Below are 17,758 nucleotides of genomic sequence, written 5' to 3'. Positions count from 1 at the left end.
ACCCACCCGTTAGAGCGGGTGGGTTAAGCCATTCGGGGTGGGTTTACGTCATCACCGGTGCGACGCGCACCGTTCGGGTCGGCCCCGAGCGCTAAGAGACGCCCGGCGCACGAAAAACCCCGCCCCGGCAATGGCCGGGGCGGGGTCGGGTGAAACTCGGGGATTCCGCGAAGGTTCGGGAAAAACGCAGGGAGCCCGGAGAACTCCGGGAAGTTCGAAAAGCTCGGGTCAGCGCCCCTGGAAACGCCCGCGGAAACGGTCTTCCATGCCGCCGCCGGACGAACCCTGTCGGCGGGGCTTGCGGGACTTCGCGGACGAGCGGGATCCGTCGGCGCCGACGGACACGAGCTTCGCCCCGTCACCGGACCCGGTCAGGGCCCACACGCCGGCGCCGAACATGGCCAGGAAGCCGACGACGCTGAGCGTCACGAACCACAGGCTGATGTTCGCCAGCGCCATGCCGCCGATCAGCAGCAGCAGCCCGACGCCGATGATGGCGATGACGCGGGGACTGAAGCCCCGGGACGTTCCACCGGAATCCAGGCCCATCGACTTTCCGGACATGGCGGAACCGAACTTCGGATCCTCGGCATACAGCGCCGATTCGATCTCGGCGAGCATCCTCTGTTCCTGCTCGGAAAGTCCCATGGAATCCTCCCCTGACCCGTGGTCGGGATAGTCGTTGTCTCGATCACCGCACCGGCGGCACCTGCGCGCGGCCACTACGGTCCTTCTCACAAACTTCAACGGCCGAAGCGCCTCTTTTGTTCCCGAATCCGCCCGGCGCACCGCATGCCGCGCGAAGATCGGGGTCCTCGCCTCATATGCGGGCCAGTGTACGCACGCGCCCCCGCCCGAACCACCACATTCCCGCGGGGATCAGGCCGCGTCTCCCCTCGCGAATCAGGCCACGTCGGACAGCATCCCGAAATCCGCCTCCACCTCCGCCAGAAAGTCGGCCGCCATGGCCTGCACCCGCCGGGCCTCGAGCTCGTCGACGCCGCGCACCAACCCCAGCCGCACGTCCTCCCACTGCCGGGAGAACGCCTCGAACCGGGCCGCCCAGCCGGAGTACTCGGGCGCATGCCGCCGAACTCGCGCCCACGCACTGTGATCCTCCTTGCGGCGCCGGCCCGGATTCGCGGCCAGCACCGCGCCCGCCACCCGCAGCGCCGCCTGATACGACAGGTCCAGACGATCCGCCGGCGCCGCCACCCGCGCTTGCGACAGCAGTGACGACGCCCGCCCCAGGAAACTCACCGCCTGCGGAGACAGCCCCGACGGCGCGACCACCGCGCTCCTCCCGTTCCCGATCCGTGCCATCCGACTTCTCCTTTCCGTTCATCCATCGTCCGCGCCACCACCGGCGCCGACATCGACCACTCTTTCGACGGGTACCGCACCACCGGACCGCCATCGCCTGCGCGACGACCCGAACACTAAATCCTCCGTCGGATTCACCCTCCAGCATAATCGAACATCCATTCGTACACAATGGTCAATCGGCGGTTCCCCGCAGTTCGACGACCCGCACCGGCCCGTCGTCAAGCCCCCGAACCCCGCGCACCCGCCCCGGCTAAGCTGGACGGGTGCGATACAGCGTCCTCCCCCTGCCGGAACCGATCTTCCGGCTCCGGCTCCACGAGGCCGTCTCCCTTTACGTCCGGGCGATGGGCTACGACCCGTCGGTCATCGATTCGCGCGTCCGCGCCTGGGCCCTGGCCCGCCACGAGCCCGGCTGGTCGGCCGTCGCCGCAATCGCGCACCCCCACGACGTCGCGGCCCACGTGGCCCTGGCCGATCCGAGCTTTCCCCTGGCCGGCGTCGCGTATTGCCAGACGGGCACGTCCACGCAGTGGTGGCACGTGCAGGTCCGGGCGGGCTTGGCCGCGCGCCGAGCCCCGCTCGATGCCGTCACGGGCACTCTCGGCGATTACGTCGAGCTCGCCGAGATCCACGTCGACCCCCGCCACCAGGGCGCGCGGCTGGGCGAACGGCTGCTCGTCGAGCTGATGCGCGGCCGCCCCGAGGCCCGCGTCCTGCTGTCGACCCCGGAGGTCGCCGCCGAGGCCAACCGCGCGTGGCGCCTCTACCGCCGGCTCGGGTTCACCGACGTGCTGCGCGACTTCCACTTCGCGGGCGATTCCCGCCCATTCGCGGTGCTCGGGGCGAAGCTTCCGCTGCCGGGCCCGGGCCGCGCGGATTCGCTTGACGACGCCGCCGGCACCGCAACCGCCCGACCGTCCGGGAAGGGCGATCAGAATGACCGTTGAGACGAAATCCCGCACGATCCGCGGGTCCGATCCCGGCGCACGTTCGCCCCGGTGGCGCGGACGCGTCCGGAAAACCCTGGCGGTGGCGGCCCTCGCTCCGGCGCTCGCGTTGTCGGGCTGCTTCACCACCGATGCGGCGATGACCATCACCGGCTCCGACCGCGTCAACGGCACCATCCACGTGTCGGTGCCCCAGGGCGCGACCGACCGCGAGAATCTGTGGGACGTCCCCGATGCGTTCAGCGACGGCGTCACCGTGGAGAACGGCGTGTCCGGCGGCGACCGCACGGCAACCTACGTGGTGCGCGACCTGACCTTCGAGGAGGTCCACGACCTCGTCGATTCCGCGGCGGGCGACGCCATCGACCTCGAACTCGAGCGCATCGGCGGCAACCAGGTGTCGGTGTCGGGCAAGGCCTCGCTCACCAGCCACCCCGGTGCGCGCGTCACCCTGGCCATCGCGTTTCCCGCCCCCGTCACCGGCACCAACGGAACGGTCGATGGCGGCAACACCGTGCGATGGACCATGGACGGCGGCCGGGACACGACCTTCTGGGCCTCCTCCCCCGCCGGCAGCACCGACCGGGACCAGCTGATGCTGTGGGCCGGAATCGTGTCCGCCGCCGGCATCCTGGCCGCGCTGCTGGTGTTCCTGTGGGCCCGGCGCGACCACGACATGAGGGACTAGAAGCCGCCCCGCAGCATGTCCTGCCCGGTGCCCCAGGCCGGCGCCATGCCCAGGTTGTGCAGCACTTCCTGTGTGGCGCGGGCGAAGTTGAGCGTCATGAAGTGGATGCCGGGCACGCCCTCGGAGATGAGGCGCTCGGCCATCTCGGTGGTCACCTCGATGCCGACCTTGCGGATCTCGTCGCGGTTGGCCTCCTCGTCGCCGGCCGCGGCGCGGGTGAGGCGCTCGTCGAGCGCCGCCGGCAGCACCGAACCGGACAGCTCGAGCTGGCGGCGCACCGAACGCATCGACGTGATCGGCATCAGGCCCGGGATGATCGGCTTGGAGCCGTGTTCCGGGTCCGCGGCGGCCAGGCGGTCGCGCAGTCGAAGGTAGTGGTCGACGTCGAAGAACATCTGGGTGATCGAGTACTCGGCGCCGGCGCGGAGCTTGGCCAGCGTGTACCGGGTGTCGGACTCCAGGTCGGGGGCGCGGAAGTACCCCTCGGGGAAGGACGCGATGCCGATTTCGAAATCGGCGAATTCCTCTTCCGACCGGATGAACTCGATCAGCTCCGACGCGTAGCTCAGGCCGTCCTCCATCGGGGTCCAGTCCCCCAGCGGGTCACCCGGCGGGTCACCGCGCAGCACCAGGAGATTGGTCAGGCCGCGGTCGAGGTACGCGCGCAGGATCTCGCGCAGCTCCGGCACGGTGTGGCCGACCAGCGTCAGGTGGACCAGCGTGGTCAGCGGTTCGCGGGACACGCGCTCGGCGATGCGCAGCGTGCGGTCGCGGGAGGACCCGCCGGCGCCGTAGGTGACGGAGGCGAAGGACGCCCCGAGGTCGTGGAACGCCTCGGCCGCGCGGAGCAGCCGCTCCTCCGCCGCGTCATCCCGCGGCGGCATGAACTCGACGGAGAACGGGACGGGGCCGGGACTGGGCAAGGTCAGCGCGTGGCGGACGGGAACCTGGCGGCCCACCGCGGGTGGCGGGAAGTCGGACATGACCGGTTATCTTATTGGGAGTAGGACGCGGCGCGCCGACCCGGCCCCCGTTTGGCGTCGAATACACCCGAAAGGTGGCGTGATGGCCGACTCAGCGAACCATCCGGAGATCAAGCCCGGAATGTCCCCCCTCGACGTCCCGGCGGCGGTGACCGGGGCGCTGACGGACTTCTTCGGGGCCAGGGCCGGCATGGTCGCGGACATCGACGAAGAGTTTTCCCGGGTCATCGGCGCCTTGTCGGACTTCACGCTGCTCGGCGGCAAGCGCGTTCGCCCCGCCTTCGCGTGGGCGGGTTGGCTCGGCGCCGGCGGCGATGCGGGGCTCTGCGCCGACGCCGAGGACCCGGAGGCGGTGTTCCGGTCGGTGTGCGCCCTGGAGTTCATCCAGGCCTGCGCGCTGATCCACGACGACATCATCGACGCCTCCGCCACCCGCCGCGGCAACCCGACGGTGCACAAGGTCTTCGAGTCCCGTCACCGCGACAACGGATGGCGCGGCGACGCCGGGCACTACGGGCAGTCGGTGGCCATCCTCGCCGGCGACGTCGCCCTGGCCTGGGCCGACGACATGTTCCACGGTTCCGGGCTTTCCGACGCCGCCCGCAACCGCGCCCGCGAGCCCTGGTGGCGCATGCGCACCGAGGTCCTCGGCGGCCAGCTGCTGGACATCACGGCGGAAGCCTCCGGCGATTCCCGCGTCGGGGTGGCGGAGAAGGTCAACCGCTTCAAGACCGCCGCCTACACCATCGAGCGGCCGCTCCACATCGGCGCGGCCATCGCCGGCGCCGACGACGCCATCGTCGACGCCTACCGCGAGTTCGGCCTGGACATCGGCATCGCCTTCCAGCTTCGCGACGACCAGCTCGGCGTGTTCGGCGACCCCGCGGTGACCGGCAAGCCCGCGGGCGACGACCTGCGCGAGGGCAAGCGCACCGTGCTGGTCGGCACGGCGCTGGCCCGCCTGCGCGAGTCCGATCCCGACGGCGCCCGCCACCTCGACGACAAGCTCGGCCGGGTCGACGGCCAGGACGACGTCGACGAGCTGCGCGAGCTCATCCGCGGCTCAGGCGCCGATGAGCTGCTGGAAGTCGAAATCGACCGCCTCACCCGCCGCGGATTGGCGGCCCTGGACTCCGCCCCGATCGTCGACGAGCAGCGCGAACGGCTCGCCGAAATGGGCCGCCGCGCCACCGCCCGGGCCTGGTAGCCCGCCACCGGGCCAGACGACAGCCACCGGGCCATACGCCAGCCACAGAACAACGAGGACGTAGAACACGTGCAGAACCCCGCTCCCGCCATCATGAAGTTCCTGCCGCTGTCGCCGGTGCCGGGGCCGCGTCGCCTCGTGCCCGCGGCCGCGGCCGGGCAGGCCCGGGACGTCGTCGTCATCGGGGCGGGGCTGGCCGGGCTGACGGCCGCGCTCCACCTTCTCGGCGCCGGCCACCGGGTCACCGTCGTCGACTCCGCCGACCACGTCGGCGGCCGCTGCGCCACCGAAGACGTCGCCGTCCCGGGTGCGGGCGTCACCGTCCGCGCCGACACGGGCGCCACGGTGTGGACGATGCCCCAGCTGGTGGAATCGGCGCTGGCGGCCGTCGGAAAGCGGATCGCCGACGTCGACCCCGACTTCCAGGTGCGCAAGCTCTCCCCCGCCTACCATGCGACGTTCCACGACGGCCGGTCGATCGACGTCTACGGCAATGCCGCGCGGATGAGCGCCGAGATCCGCCGCTTCGCCGAAGCCGGCGGCGACGATCCGGAGCCGCGCGTCGCCGGTTACCTGGAGATGCGCGAGTGGCTGGCGAAGATGTTCGCCTCCGCGTACCCGCACTTCATGTCCGCCAGCTTCGATTCGCCGCTGGACATGATCGGCGATGCCGGGGCCGCCGGCGATCTGGGCCATCTCGCGCAGCTGGGGGCTTTCGGGTCGCTGGGCCGCCGCGTCGACGCCCTGCTCGGCGACGAGCTGCTGGCCCGCGTGTTCAGCTTCCAGTCCCTGTACGCCGGCGTCGCGCCGAAGAAGGCCCGCGCGGTGTACGGCTGCATCGCCCACATGGACACCACCATGGGCGTGTATTACCCGACGTCGTCGCGCACCGGCTCCGGCATGGGCGCGATGGCGGAGCTGATGGCCGCCGCGTTCGTCGAGGCCGGCGGTGATCTGCGGCTGTCCACGCCCGTCACGGGCCTGGCCGTCGGCGGGCGCGATCGGGGTGTCACAGCGGTGGTGGTCGACGGCGGGTCCTTCCCCTGCGATGGCCTCGTCGCCACGGTCGACCTCCCGGTCGTCGAGGGCTGGCTTTCCGACGCCGGCGCCCCGGCCAAGCGCCGTGCGGTGCCGACCCGGACGTCCCCGTCCGCCATGGTCGCCCATGGTGCGGTGCCGGTCGACGTCGCGCGCCAGTGGCCCCGGCGCCACCACCTGATCTCCTTCGGCGAGGCCTGGGACGAGACGTTCCGCGAGATTTCCGCGCCCCGCGGCGGTTCCCTGATGTCCGATCCGTCGCTGCTGGTCACCCGCCCCGCCGTGACGTGCCCCGACCGCATCGTCGTCGATGCCGACGGCCGCGAATGGGAGCCCGTCAGCGTCCTGGCGCCGTGCCCCAACCTCGCCTCCGCCGACGTCGATTGGGATCTCGTCGGCCCGGCGCACCTGGCCGAGGTCACCGCGCTGCTGGAGGACCGCGGCCTGACGGGCATCGCGGAGCATTGGTCCGTCGGCAGGCTCGACACGCCCGCCACCTGGGCCGACCAGGGAATGATCGACGGCAGCCCCTTCGGATTGGCGCACCTGTTCCGGCAGACCGGGCCGTTCCGGCCGCGCAACCTGTCGCCGCGCCTGCCGGCGAACCTGGTGCTGGCCGGATCGACCACCGTCCCCGGCGTCGGCGTGCCCACCGTCATGATTTCCGGCGCACTGGCCGCCGACCGATTCACCGGAGGTGCGGTGCGATGAACGACGCCGTCACGGACGTCGCATCCGGCGACGCTCTGCCGCAGGAAAACGCCGGGACGGGTGGCGCGACGGCCGTCGCAAAGCCATCCCGGACCGGCACCGCGCGCGGCCGCTGGTTCGGCGACCCCGCACGCCTCGGTTTCCTGGGCGCGCTGCTGGTGGCCATCGGGTCCTACGGCGCCGGCGCCACCCGCTATCGCGGCGGCGTCGTCGACGCGCTCGGCCTGGGCTGGATCACCTACGGCCACGGCTTCGCGCTGTTCGAAACGCTGATCTGGATCGGCATCATCGTGCTGCTCGGCGGTTGGCTGCTGGCCGGCCGACAGCTGATCTGGAAGAACCGGGCCACGCCGGCGGAAACCCGCCTCAACGGGCTCAACCGGTCGCTGCTGTGGTGGCTGGTTCCGCTGTCGCTGTCGGCGCCGATCTTCTCGCGCGACATCTACTCGTATCTGATGCAGGGCGCGATGATGCGCGACGGCTTCGACCCCTACAGCGAAGGCGCCGCCGTCAACCCCGGCCCGATGCTGCTGGAGGTCTCCGCCGACTGGCGCAACACCACCACCCCGTACGGCCCGCTGCACCTGGGCATCAACGAGGTGATCACCCGCATCGTCGGCGACAACATCTCCATCGGCGTCGTGCTGTTCCGGATCCTGTGCATCGCCGGTTTCCTGGCCATCGCCTGGGCCATCCCGCGCATCGCCCGCGAGCTCGGCGGCGACCCGGCGCTCGCGCAGTGGCTGGGCGTGCTCAACCCGCTGGTGCTGCTGCACCTGGTGGCGGGACTGCACAACGAGTCGATCATGGTCGGCCTGGTGTCCCTGGCTCTGGCCGCCGGCCTGATGATGCCCCGCCTGCGCGGCGCGATCGTCGCGTCGCTGCTCATCGGCGTCGCGGTGTCGCTGAAGGCCACCGCGGTCATCGCGCTGCCGTTCCTGGTGTGGATCGCCGTGACCCGCGGCGGGGAGCTGCCCCGGTGGTCCGACGTGTTCCGGCGCTTCCCGTCGCTGCTGGGCTACGGCCTCGGCATGTCGGCCCTCATGGTCGGCGCCCTGACCGCGGTGACCTGGGCGACCGGGTCGACCTGGGGCTGGCTGACCGAGATCAGCGGCAACACCAAGGTCATCAACCCGCTGGCGGCGCCGTCCGCGGTGGCCGGCGTCATCTCGGCGATCATGGCCTGGATCGACGACACGGTGGTGTTCAACTCCATCGTCGCCGTCACCCGCACGGTGTCCTCGGTGATCATGGTGCTGGGGCTGGTCATCTGCTGGTTCGTGTTCCGGCAGAACCCGCGCCGCAACATGGCGGGCATGGTCGCGGCCTATGGCGTGGCCGTGGTGTTCAACGCCGTGGTGCTTCCCTGGTACTACGCCAGCCTGCTGACGCCCATCGGCACCATACGGCCGCGTCGTTGGCTGGTGCAGGGCACCGTCTTGGCGACGCTGATCCTGTGCCTGTCGTTTTCCGGCGGCGGCAACAACCGCTTCTACGACATCCCGTGGATGTTCGTGGTCACCGTGGCCGCCTGGTTCGCATTGCGTTGGTTGGTTAACGGAAAACTCCAGCGGCCGGTGACGTGGCGTGGCACGCTCCATGAAGAAGATGTGGCGCCCGAAAGCAGTCGGAGCCCCTGACCGAGGAGCCCGCCCGTGACCGCCGCACCACCCGCATCACCCACCAGCACCGACACCGCCACCGCCACCAGCACCGACACCACTGGCCCTGGCCGCCTCGCCGGCACCCGAACCGGCCGGGGCTCGCGCCGGCGTTTGGCGGCATCGTTGATGGCGTTGTCGCTGGCGTCCGTGCCCCTGCTGGCGGCACCCGCAATGGCCCAGCCCGCCGGCCCCGATGGATCGGTGGGTTCGGCGGGCTCGTCGGGCTCTGCCGGTTCGGCGGGCTCATCCGCCATCGGCGTCGGCCCGGAGGGGATCGGCCAGGCCCCGGTCGACTCCCCCGTCGTGCCCGCCCCGGCCGGCACGATCCGCGCCGACTTCGGTGCCCCGGGTCCGCATGCGATCACGGTGACCAAGGAGGCGCGCGCCTGCGACGACCTCATCCACGATCTCTACGCCGACGTCGTCGAGGCGACGATGAACGTCCACGAGCGCCCCTCCTGCTACGACACGTTCCCCGGCGGCACCGACTCGCCCATCGGCGTGCAGTTCTACTACCCCACCGGCGTGGCCGAGGGAACGGTCGCCTCGGCCCCGCTGATGATCCTCAGCCCCGGCGTCGGCGCCAACGCCGGGATGATCGACCGGCAGGCGCGCCTCTACGCCAGCCACGGGTACGTGGTCGCGATGGGATACACGCTGGTCAATTGGTTCGGGTACCAGGTCGAGCTCGCCGCGAAGTCGGCCATCGACCATTCCCTGGACCCCGCGTCACCGTTGCACGGGAAGATCGACTTCTCGCGGACGATGCTCGTCGGGCAGTCGGCCGGCGGCGGGTCGGTGGCCCGGATGGGAGGGCTTCTCGACGGCGCCCTCAACGGATACCGCGACGTGGATTTCCGGACGGCGGGGTTCGTGGCGATCATGCCGGGACCGGCCGATTTCGGGACGATGAGCCCGCCGTCGTCGGTGCCGGCGCTGTTCACCATCGCCGAGCACGAATCGCTGGTGCCGTGGCCACTGTCGCGCCCGGCCTACGACCGGCACCAGGGACCGGCCTGGTGGACCGTGGTGAAGGGCACGTCGCACGGGTCCTACCTCGATGACCCGAAGTACACCGCCTACGGCGCCCTGGTGCTGTCGTTTTCGACCCACGTCATGGGCGGCGGGGCCCCGGGCACCGATGGTGCGCAGTCCGCCCCGGATGCCTCGGCCGTGTACGTCGGCGAGGACTACCGGCTCGCGTCGGATCCGGAGCTGATGATGACCGAGCGGAAAGGCTGAGCCGAAACGTCGGGCCGAAGGGCCGGCCGGAAAGGCTAGAACGCCATCGCCTGGGCGCGGCGGATGACCTCGCGCGCCAGGTGGCCGTGCAGGCCGTCGATCGGGCGGCCGGGCAGGGACTCGTCTTCGGTCCACAGCCAGGTCAGCGCCTCCTCGGGGCGGAAGCCACCGTCGGCGAGGACGGCCAGGGCGCCGGACGCGAATTTGTTCACCCCGTCGTCGTCGAGAAGCAGGACCGGGACCTGGGGCACGCCGCGGCGATCGACGGCGACGAGCTTGCCCTCCTGCAGCAGGGCGTGGACGCGGGTCACCGGGACGCCGAGGTGGTCGGCGACGTCGGGGACCACGAGGGTCTCTTCCTCGGCGGGCAGGACATCGGGGCACGTGGGGATCTTTCTCACGCAGCAACCATACCGCGCCCGGGCCGCCCGCCCGCCCGCGTTGGCACCGGCGCGCGGCGGTCGGCCATACTGGTGGGCGGCAACGGGAGGAGAACAGGCTGATGGCTGAAGTGAGCGAGGGCGACGTCCTCGACGGCCGGTACCGCATCGGGCCGCTCATCGCGCGCGGCGGCATGAGCTCCGTCCACCGCGCGACGGATCTGCGGCTGGGCCGCGACGTCGCCGCGAAGGTGATGGACCCGCGGTTCGTCCACGACGAATCCTTCCGCGTCCGCTTCGAGCGCGAGGCCCGGGCGGTGGCCCGCATGGCCGACGAGTCGCTGGTCAACGTCTACGACCAGGGTTCCGATCCGGCCGGGCACGTCTTCCTGATCATGGAGCTCGTCGACGGCGGCACCCTGCGGGAGCTGCTGCGCGAGCGCGGCCCCATGCCTCCCCACGCGGCGGCGGCCGTGCTGCGGCCGGTGTTGCGCGCGTTGTCGCTGGCGCACGAACGGTCGATGGTGCACCGCGACATCAAGCCGGAAAATGTGCTCATCTCCGATTCCGGCAAGGTGAAGCTCGCCGACTTCGGTCTGGTGCGCGCGGCGGCGGATTCGAAGGTCACGTCGAATTCCGTCATCGTGGGCACGGTGGGTTACCTGTCGCCCGAGCAGGTCACCGGCGCAGAGGTCACCCCGGCCTCCGACGTGTATTCCACGGGCGTCCTTCTCTACGAGCTGCTCACGGGCACCACCCCGTTCAGCGGCGATTCCTCGCTGGCGGTCGCGCTGCAGCGGCTGAACAGGGACGTTCCGCCGCCGTCGGAGATCATCGACGGCGTGCCCCCGGAGTTCGACGACCTGGTGGCGCACGCCTGCGCCCGCGAGCCCGGGGACCGGTTCGCGTCGGCCGCGGAGTTCGCCGCCGAGCTCGACGACGTCATCGACGAGCTGGGGCTGCCGCCCTTCCGCGTGCCCGCCCCCGTCGATTCCGCCGCGCACCGCGCCTCCCGCACGCGCGACGACCTCGACGCGCCGGATCCGGAGGACGTGCGGGGAACGGAGCTTTTCGACGGCCCGCCGGAGCCCGGTTTGTTCGGCCCGCACGCCCATGACGGCATGAACGAGACGCGCCATGACGTCCCGGCGGCACCGCTGCCGCTGCCCGGCACCTTCGCCTCCCCCGACGCCGGTGACGGCTACGGCGAGGGTTTCGGGGACGACTACGCGGAGGATTACGGCGACCACGCCGATGACCGGCACGGTTACGACGGCGCCTACGACGACCGCGACGATTTCGCCGCCCGCCCCGACGCCACCTCCGTGCTGCCCGGCGTCGTTCCGGGCGCACCGGGAGCGGTGCCGGGGATGCCGCCGGGCGCGCCCGGCCAGCCGCCGTACCGCGCCGACGTCCCCGCACCCCGCCACGCCGCCCCCGAGCACGGCGACGGCGGCCACGACGGGCACGGCGGACGAGGCGCCACGCCGGCACGTCGTCAAGCCGGAGCGCGCGAAGGCCGCCAGCGCACCCGCACCGGCTGCGCCATCTGGTTGATCATCGCGCTCATCGCGACGCTGGGCATGGGCCTGGGCGCGTGGTGGCTCGGCTCCGGGCGCTACGGCGAGGTGCCGTCGATCTCGGGGATGACCGAACAGCAGGCGTCGGCGGCCGTCAGCGACGCCGGTTTCGAACCCGTCGCGCAACAGCAGTACCACGACGCGGTGCCGCAGGCGCAGGTCATCGGCACCGAACCGCTCGCCGGAGCGCGCGCCGTCAAAGGAGCCCCGGTAACCGTGGTGGTCAGCCTGGGCCGCCCCACCGTGCCCGCCCTGCCCGGCGACCGCTCCCCCTCGCGGTACTCGACGATGCTGAAGGAACGCACCCTCGTCGAAGCGACCGGCGACCCCATGTACTCCGAAACCGTCCCCAAAGGCTCGATCCTCATGATCGAGCCCGCCGCCGGGCAGACCGTCGCCACCGGCTCCATCGTCACCGTCCACCTGTCCAAGGGGCAGGCCCCCGTCAACGTCCCCGACGTCGTCGGCCTGGACATCGACGACGCGCGGAAGGTCATCGAAGACGTCGGCCTCACCGTCGCAGACGTCACCGAGGAGTTCTCCGACAGGTACGACCCCGACGCCGTGATATCCGTCTCCCCCGAGCCCGGCACCGGGCTGGCGCGAGGTTCGGACATCACGCTGACCGTCAACAACGGCATCGAGGTGCCCGACGTGGAGGGCCTGTCCCTCGACGAGGCGCGCAAGAGGCTCACCGACGCCGGCCTCGCCGTCCGCAACGTCACGCGCTCGGAGGACTCCCCGCGCAGGGGCGGCCAGGTCGACTCCACCTCCCCGCAGGGCGGCACCATGGTCGAACCCTCCAACGCAACCGTGGACATCGTGGTCTCCGACCGCGTCGAGGTGCCCAACATCCTCGGCTCGAAGATCGGCGACGCCCGCGAAAAACTCGAAGAGCTCGGGCTGAAACTGAAGATCAGCGGCGACGCCAGCGACGACGACCGCATCTACAGCCAATCCCCGCGCTCCGGCAGCGACGCCAAGCGGAGCGACGAAGTCACCGTCCGCGGCTTCTAGCGGCGCGCGGGCGGCGCGGGCGGCACGCTGGTGGCACGCCCGAGGTGCGCCGAGGCCCCCGATAGCCGAGTTCCCGGCCCTCAGCTTCTCAGCGGGATGTCCACCAACGCCTGGGTGGGTGCCGCGGAACCACCGGCGGGCTCCACCGAGATCATCAGGCGGTCCGCGGCGTCGACGCCGTCGATCTCCACGGTCATGTCGTCCGTGACGTCCTCCGGGCCCATGACGCCGACGGAACGACTCGACTCCGCCCCCACCAGCCACATCTGGTACGCCGACCCCTCGTCGGGCGCCGGGACGCCGGTGAGGTGGACGGTGGCCTCCGAATGGCCCTCGACCAATTCCACCTCGACGACCCCGCCGGCGACATCGACACGTTCCACCACCGTCGTCGGGGTCTCCGACGGCCCCGCCACGACGGAGCCGCCGTCGCCGTCACCCGTGCCATCGGCGCCGCCGCTGCCGTAGGTCGACCACCACACGCCGCCGCCAATGGCCACGACGACCGCCGCCGCGGCAGCCAACCCCCGGGAACGCAGCCGCCACCGATTCATGCCGCGGGTGCCGACGCCTGCGCCGCCACCGGCCGCACCCCGACGCCCGGAGCTGATGGGCACCACGGTGGCGTCCTCCGCCGACGGGGACCTGCCCGCCACGGCATCCAACACGGATCCCCGCAATCCCGCCGGCGGCGCGACCGCGGCGGATGCGGCCAAATCCGCGGCATCACGGCGGTAGCGGTCCACGAGGTCGTCGAAAAGCGGATTGTCCCGGCGAAGCTCCCGGACGAATTCCTCATCCCCCGGATCCACCGCATCGACCGCGACGAGCGCGGCCCACGACTCAAGCTCCGGGGCGTCGCCGCCGCCGGACGTGGAATTGACGTCGTTGACGTTCATTCGCCCAGGCACCTCCTCAATGCGATCAAACCATCCCTGATCCTCGACTTCACCGCGGACAATCCCGTGCCGAGCCTGCGCGAGATCTCCTTCTGCGTCATCCCGCCGAAGTAGGCCAGGTCCAACGCCTCACGCTGCAGTTCGGACAGGGTGCCCAGGCAGTCGGCGACCTCGCGGCGTTCATCGTCGGCGAGGACGTCTTCGTCGGCGCCGCCGCCCACCGGACGCGCGGCGTCACGGTCCGCGGCCGCATCTGCGCGGCGGCGGCTCGCGTCGATGCTGCGCACGGCGTCGACGGCCCGGCGGTGCGCGATGGCAAGCGCCCATCCCGCCGCCGAACCCCGGGTGGGATCGAACGACGCCGCCGAGTCCCAGATCGCCAGCCACGCATCCTGCGCGACATCCTCCGCGATCTTCGGATCGACCACCACGCGCAGCGCCATTCCGTAGACGCGCGCACCGAAGCGGTCATAGAGCTCGGCGAACGCGTCCCAGTCTCCCCCGGCGATCTGGTCGATCAACTCGCCTTCGGAGAGGACCCGCAGCGCGCGGTCGCCGCGTGGAATCGGTGTCGGCACCGGAACTCCCTTCTTGGCCGCCCCTGTCCGTCGCCCATGCGGGGCGCCGCGGGTGCAGGCCGGCCACCTCCGACAGTAACGCGAAAAACTTTTCCGAAAAAGTTCCGCCACCGACCCATCCCCGACCGGTGCGGCTCCGAATACACCGTGACGGCCGGCAATCAGGTTGCAAAGGCCGACGACGATTTCCCACCCGCGGAACCGATTGGCGCGGCCAGGGAAACCGACGTTCACGACCCACGCCGGGCCCACTTCCGGGCCCGACTAACCGAAAAGGAACTCTCATGCGCACCTCGAACCGACGTACCGCCGGCGCCGCCGCCATGCTCGCCGTCGCGGCCCTGACCCTCGTCGCGTGCGGCGACGACGCGGCGACCACGGAGAACACCGACACCACCACGGCGACCTCGACGGCCACGTCCACCACCGAGACCACGGCCACCGAGACCTCCGCCGCCGGCGAGGGCGCCCCGGCCGGCCCGGGCTGCCAGGCCTACGCCGAGGCCCACCCGGATGGCCCGGCGTCGCTGGATGCGATCGCCGACCAGAACATCGTCGACGCCATCCAGAACATCCCGGAGCTGGCCACCCTCACGTCGGCGCTGACGGGCGGCCTCAACCCCGACGTCAACCTTGCGGCGACGCTGCAGGACGGCGAGTGGACGATCTTCGCGCCGACGGAGGACGCGTTCGCCAAGGTCGACGCCGCGACGCTGGAGGCCCTCCAGACCGACGCCGATCTGCTGACCGCGGTGCTGACCTACCACGTCGTTGATGGCCAGGCCGGCCTCGATGCGGTGGAGGGCACGCACGCCACCGTGCAGGGCGACGAGGTCGAGGTGACCATGGACGGCGAGACGATGATGGTCAACGATTCGAACATTTCCTGCGGCGGCATCAAGACCGGCAACGCCACCGTGTACCTGATCGACTCGGTTCTGCTGCCCCCGACGGAGTAGTGTGCGGGCCCGTCCGGCCACTCGGGCGCCCGTCCATTCAATGGCTCTGAAGCCGGTTCCCCTGCCCCGGGGAGCCGGCTTCGCCGCGTGCGCGGGCCGGTACGGTGGTGGCATGGGTGGCATGGACGGAGGCGGGGCACAGGGTGGCGGTGGGCGGCCCCTGTCAGGTCCGGTTGCCCGCAGGCGGGCCGCGCTTGACGACGCCGACGGGCCACCCCATTTGCGCGTCACCGACGAGCCAGCTCATCGCCACCGGCGGCTTCTCGCGGCCAAGCAGCGCGCCGACGCCGTGGTGGAGGAAACCTCCGCCGAGGTGGCGCGGAGCTTCGGCGCCCCGGGCTGGGGTGCGATCGCGTCGCCGGCGTCATCGGGTTCACCCGCGTCGTCTTTCTTCCCGGCCCGTCCGCCGGCCGTGAGCCGGTTGACCTTGATTCTGGTTCTCGTCGCCCTCGTGCTCATCGGGCCCCGGTTGATCGGCACATTGCTGGCCGGGTTGGCGGGCGGGGCGGGGCTGCTGATCCTGGCGATCGTGGCCGGCGCGGGGCTCTACGTCGCCGGTGGCCGGTTGTTCGCGCGGCGCCGCGCCGAACTCGCAGGCGAAAACACCGCGGTGGTCCTCGACCAGCTGGCGTCGGATTCCCGGCGCCGACTCACCGCAATCATCGACGAGTGGTTCCGCATCGACGACACCCTCGGCATCGGCACCGCCCTGGAGTCCGCGTACGCCCGCGAACCCCGGTCGCCGGAGCTGGACCGGGCCCGCCGGTCGATCATCGATTCCATCGACGACGCCATGGCCGACGGCCACGACGCCCTGGCCGCCCTGGGTGACATGCTTGGCCCGGGCGGACGGGCCGGGTTTGGCGGGCAGTCCGGGGTTGGCAACATGACGGGCGGTCCCGATGCCGCCACCAACCCCGATACCCACGCGGCCAGCACCGCCGCCGCCAATGCCGAATGGCTGCGCCGCATAGACGCCGCCGACCACGCCTACCTGCGGCTGCGCTTCTACCGCCGGGCGCTCGACAACTGACGCGACAAAGGGGCCCCGGCAGCCAATCATGCCGGGGCCCCTCATCGCGGGCGCGGGCCGTCGTAAAACAGACGGCGCGGACCTTTAGTTGCGGAGCATCTCCGCAACCAGGAACGACAGCTCCAGCGACTGCTGGGTGTTCAGCCGCGGGTCGCACGCCGAGGCGTAGCGGCCCGGCAGATCGACGTCCGCGATGTCCTGGGCGCCGCCGAGGCACTCCGTGACGTCCTCGCCGGTCAGCTCGATGTGCAGGCCGCCCGGGTGCGAGCCGATGGCGCGGTGGACCTCGAAGAAGCCCTGCACCTCATCGACGATGCGGTCGAAGTGGCGGGTCTTGTAGCCGTTGGACGCACTGTAGGTGTTGCCGTGCATCGGGTCGCACTGCCAGATGACCTTGTGGCCGGTGGCCTCGACGGCCTCGACGATCGCCGGCAGCACCGAGCGCACCTTGTCGTTGCCCATGCGCGACGTCAGGGTCAGGCGGCCGGGCTGGAACAGCGGATCCAGCTTCTCGACGTAGGCGACGGCCTCTTCCGGCGTCGTCTTCGGGCCGATCTTCACGCCGACGGGGTTGCCGATCATCGCGGCCAGCGCCACGTGGAAATCGTCGAGGCCGCGGGTGCGCTCACCGATCCACAGCTGGTGGGCCGAGAGGTTGTACAGCTGATCATCGCCGGACTCGTCGTGGGCCAGGCGCAGCATCGCGCGCTCGTAATCGACGACCAGGGCCTCGTGCGAGCAGTAGATGTCCGCGGTCTGTAAGTTCGAATCGGACACGCCGCAGGCCTGCATGAAACGCAGGGCGTGGTCGATCTCGCGGGCCAGATCCTCGTAGCGGGCACCGGCCGGGGAGTTGGTGACGAACTCGCGGTTCCACTCGTGGAGACGGTGCAGGTCGGCGGTGCCGGAACCGGTCAGCGCGCGGACCATGTTCATGGCCGCCGACGCATTGGCGTAGGCGCGGACCATGCGGGCCGGGTCGTGGACGCGGGCTTCCTCGGTCGCCTCGACGCCGTTGACCATGTCGCCGCGGTAGCTGAGCAGCCCCTCGGAATCGCGGTCGGCCGAACGCGGCTTGGCGTACTGGCCGGCGATGCGGGCCATCTTCACCACCGGCGTCGACGCGCCGTAGGTCAGGACGACCGCCATCTGCAGCAGCGTCTTGATGTTCGCCCGAATGTGGGGCTCGGTGTTGGACTCGAAGGTCTCGGCGCAGTCGCCGCCCTGGAGCAGAAAAGCACGCCCCATGGCCACGTCCGCCAGCTCCTGCTTGAGCTTGCGCACCTCCGGGGCCACCACGATCGGCGGCACCGACTCGAGGATGCGGCGCACGTTGGCCGCCGCCGAGGGATCCCACGACGGCTGCTGCAGCGCCTGGCGCGACAGGGCGTCTTCGAAGCGCTCGCGGATGCCGTCGGGAAGCGGGGGAAGATCGGGGAGATCGTTCACGGGAAGGTCAATGGTCCAACTCACGGAAGCAATCGTAGCCGACCACGAGAACCACTC

The 17,758-nt window shown here is 71.1% G+C and carries 16 protein-coding genes; 9 read left to right on the top strand and 7 right to left on the bottom strand.

The window, feature by feature from the left end; genetic code table 11:
• Nucleotides 1-228: 228 nt before the first annotated feature.
• On the bottom strand, nt 229-648 hold the full coding sequence (locus tag CX1_RS02290) for a DUF3040 domain-containing protein (protein ID WP_060925201.1): 420 nt from the start codon (nt 646-648) through the stop codon (nt 229-231).
• Nucleotides 649-903: 255 nt separating this feature from the next.
• Nucleotides 904-1,323: an SAV_6107 family HEPN domain-containing protein gene (locus CX1_RS12225; protein ID WP_052753053.1), complete on the bottom strand. Its 420-nt coding sequence runs from the start codon at nt 1,321-1,323 to the stop codon at nt 904-906.
• Nucleotides 1,324-1,589: 266 nt separating this feature from the next.
• Here CX1_RS12225 and CX1_RS02280 point away from each other — a divergent pair, with 266 nt between their 5' ends.
• Both CX1_RS02280 and CX1_RS02275 read left to right on the top strand, forming a co-directional pair.
• Nucleotides 1,590-2,273, top strand: a complete 684-nt coding sequence (locus CX1_RS02280) for a GNAT family N-acetyltransferase (RefSeq protein ID WP_046649700.1) — start codon at nt 1,590-1,592, stop codon at nt 2,271-2,273.
• A gap of 82 nt (nt 2,274-2,355) precedes the next feature.
• Nucleotides 2,356-2,961, top strand: coding sequence for an LppM family (lipo)protein (locus CX1_RS02275; RefSeq protein ID WP_052753052.1), 606 nt, complete (start codon nt 2,356-2,358; stop codon nt 2,959-2,961).
• On the opposite strand, the gene metF is transcribed toward CX1_RS02275, so the two are convergent.
• Nucleotides 2,958-3,944: a methylenetetrahydrofolate reductase [NAD(P)H] gene (gene metF, locus CX1_RS02270; RefSeq protein ID WP_046649698.1), complete on the bottom strand. Its 987-nt coding sequence runs from the start codon at nt 3,942-3,944 to the stop codon at nt 2,958-2,960. The genes CX1_RS02275 and metF overlap by 4 nt on opposite strands.
• Nucleotides 3,945-4,026: 82 nt before the next feature.
• Between metF and CX1_RS02265 the strand changes: the two genes are divergently transcribed.
• The 4 genes from CX1_RS02265 (at nt 4,027) to CX1_RS12645 (ending at nt 9,806) form a co-directional block, all read left to right on the top strand.
• Nucleotides 4,027-5,151: a polyprenyl synthetase family protein gene (locus tag CX1_RS02265; RefSeq protein WP_046649697.1), complete on the top strand. Its 1,125-nt coding sequence runs from the start codon at nt 4,027-4,029 to the stop codon at nt 5,149-5,151.
• Between the two features lie 69 nt (nt 5,152-5,220).
• Nucleotides 5,221-6,900: a phytoene desaturase family protein gene (gene crtI, locus CX1_RS02260; protein WP_244465400.1), complete on the top strand. Its 1,680-nt coding sequence runs from the start codon at nt 5,221-5,223 to the stop codon at nt 6,898-6,900.
• Entirely contained in the window at nt 6,897-8,540 is a 1,644-nt protein-coding gene (locus tag CX1_RS02255) for an alpha-(1->6)-mannopyranosyltransferase A (RefSeq protein ID WP_082719005.1), read from the top strand. The genes crtI and CX1_RS02255 overlap by 4 nt, the downstream gene beginning before the upstream one ends.
• Before the next feature lie 15 nt (nt 8,541-8,555).
• Nucleotides 8,556-9,806 carry an alpha/beta hydrolase gene (locus tag CX1_RS12645; RefSeq protein ID WP_217994755.1) on the top strand — a complete coding sequence of 417 codons (1,251 nt, stop codon included), beginning with the start codon at nt 8,556-8,558 and terminating at the stop codon, nt 9,804-9,806.
• Nucleotides 9,807-9,841: 35 nt separating this feature from the next.
• Here CX1_RS12645 and CX1_RS02245 read toward each other — a convergent pair whose 3' ends face one another.
• On the bottom strand, nt 9,842-10,207 hold the full coding sequence (locus tag CX1_RS02245) for an Rv2175c family DNA-binding protein (RefSeq protein ID WP_046649695.1): 366 nt from the start codon (nt 10,205-10,207) through the stop codon (nt 9,842-9,844).
• Between the two features lie 101 nt (nt 10,208-10,308).
• Here CX1_RS02245 and CX1_RS02240 point away from each other — a divergent pair, with 101 nt between their 5' ends.
• Nucleotides 10,309-12,783, top strand: coding sequence for a PASTA domain-containing protein (locus CX1_RS02240; RefSeq protein ID WP_060925199.1), 2,475 nt, complete (start codon nt 10,309-10,311; stop codon nt 12,781-12,783).
• Nucleotides 12,784-12,863: 80 nt separating this feature from the next.
• Here the strand turns inward: CX1_RS02240 and CX1_RS02235 are convergent, their stop codons facing one another.
• Nucleotides 12,864-13,682, bottom strand: coding sequence for an anti-sigma factor (locus CX1_RS02235; protein WP_060925198.1), 819 nt, complete (start codon nt 13,680-13,682; stop codon nt 12,864-12,866).
• A complete protein-coding gene (locus tag CX1_RS02230) occupies nt 13,679-14,260 on the bottom strand; it encodes a sigma-70 family RNA polymerase sigma factor (protein ID WP_046649693.1) in 582 nt (193 codons plus the stop codon). The genes CX1_RS02235 and CX1_RS02230 overlap by 4 nt, the downstream gene beginning before the upstream one ends.
• A 284-nt stretch (nt 14,261-14,544) precedes the next feature.
• Between CX1_RS02230 and CX1_RS02225 the strand changes: the two genes are divergently transcribed.
• Nucleotides 14,545-15,219, top strand: coding sequence for a fasciclin domain-containing protein (locus tag CX1_RS02225; protein ID WP_046649692.1), 675 nt, complete (start codon nt 14,545-14,547; stop codon nt 15,217-15,219).
• A gap of 112 nt (nt 15,220-15,331) precedes the next feature.
• Entirely contained in the window at nt 15,332-16,252 is a 921-nt protein-coding gene (locus CX1_RS02220; RefSeq protein ID WP_146780783.1) for a hypothetical protein, read from the top strand.
• A gap of 84 nt (nt 16,253-16,336) precedes the next feature.
• Here the strand turns inward: CX1_RS02220 and CX1_RS02215 are convergent, their stop codons facing one another.
• Nucleotides 16,337-17,725, bottom strand: coding sequence for a class II 3-deoxy-7-phosphoheptulonate synthase (locus tag CX1_RS02215; protein ID WP_046649690.1), 1,389 nt, complete (start codon nt 17,723-17,725; stop codon nt 16,337-16,339).
• Nucleotides 17,726-17,758: the final 33 nt, after the last annotated feature.

This window comes from Corynebacterium xerosis NBRC 16721 = ATCC 373 (genome assembly GCF_001552415.1).
Classification (GTDB): Bacteria; Actinomycetota; Actinomycetes; order Mycobacteriales; family Mycobacteriaceae; genus Corynebacterium; species Corynebacterium xerosis.
The sequence above is the reverse complement of the archived record's forward strand: the minus strand, read 5'-3'. Positions and strand labels throughout refer to the sequence as shown.

What these genes read in the sequence shown, in the direction of transcription:
- CX1_RS02265 (WP_046649697.1), top strand. Translation starts at nt 4,027, where the DNA reads ATGGCCGACTCAGCGAACCATCCGGAGATCAAGCCCGGAATGTCCCCC.
- metF (WP_046649698.1), bottom strand. Translation starts at nt 3,944, where the DNA reads ATGTCCGACTTCCCGCCACCCGCGGTGGGCCGCCAGGTTCCCGTCCGC.
- CX1_RS02235 (WP_060925198.1), bottom strand. Translation starts at nt 13,682, where the DNA reads ATGAACGTCAACGACGTCAATTCCACGTCCGGCGGCGGCGACGCCCCG.
- CX1_RS02290 (WP_060925201.1), bottom strand. Translation starts at nt 648, where the DNA reads ATGGGACTTTCCGAGCAGGAACAGAGGATGCTCGCCGAGATCGAATCG.
- CX1_RS12225 (WP_052753053.1), bottom strand. Translation starts at nt 1,323, where the DNA reads ATGGCACGGATCGGGAACGGGAGGAGCGCGGTGGTCGCGCCGTCGGGG.
- CX1_RS02220 (WP_146780783.1), top strand. Translation starts at nt 15,332, where the DNA reads ATGGGTGGCATGGACGGAGGCGGGGCACAGGGTGGCGGTGGGCGGCCC.
- CX1_RS02225 (WP_046649692.1), top strand. Translation starts at nt 14,545, where the DNA reads ATGCGCACCTCGAACCGACGTACCGCCGGCGCCGCCGCCATGCTCGCC.
- CX1_RS02240 (WP_060925199.1), top strand. Translation starts at nt 10,309, where the DNA reads ATGGCTGAAGTGAGCGAGGGCGACGTCCTCGACGGCCGGTACCGCATC.
- CX1_RS02255 (WP_082719005.1), top strand. Translation starts at nt 6,897, where the DNA reads ATGAACGACGCCGTCACGGACGTCGCATCCGGCGACGCTCTGCCGCAG.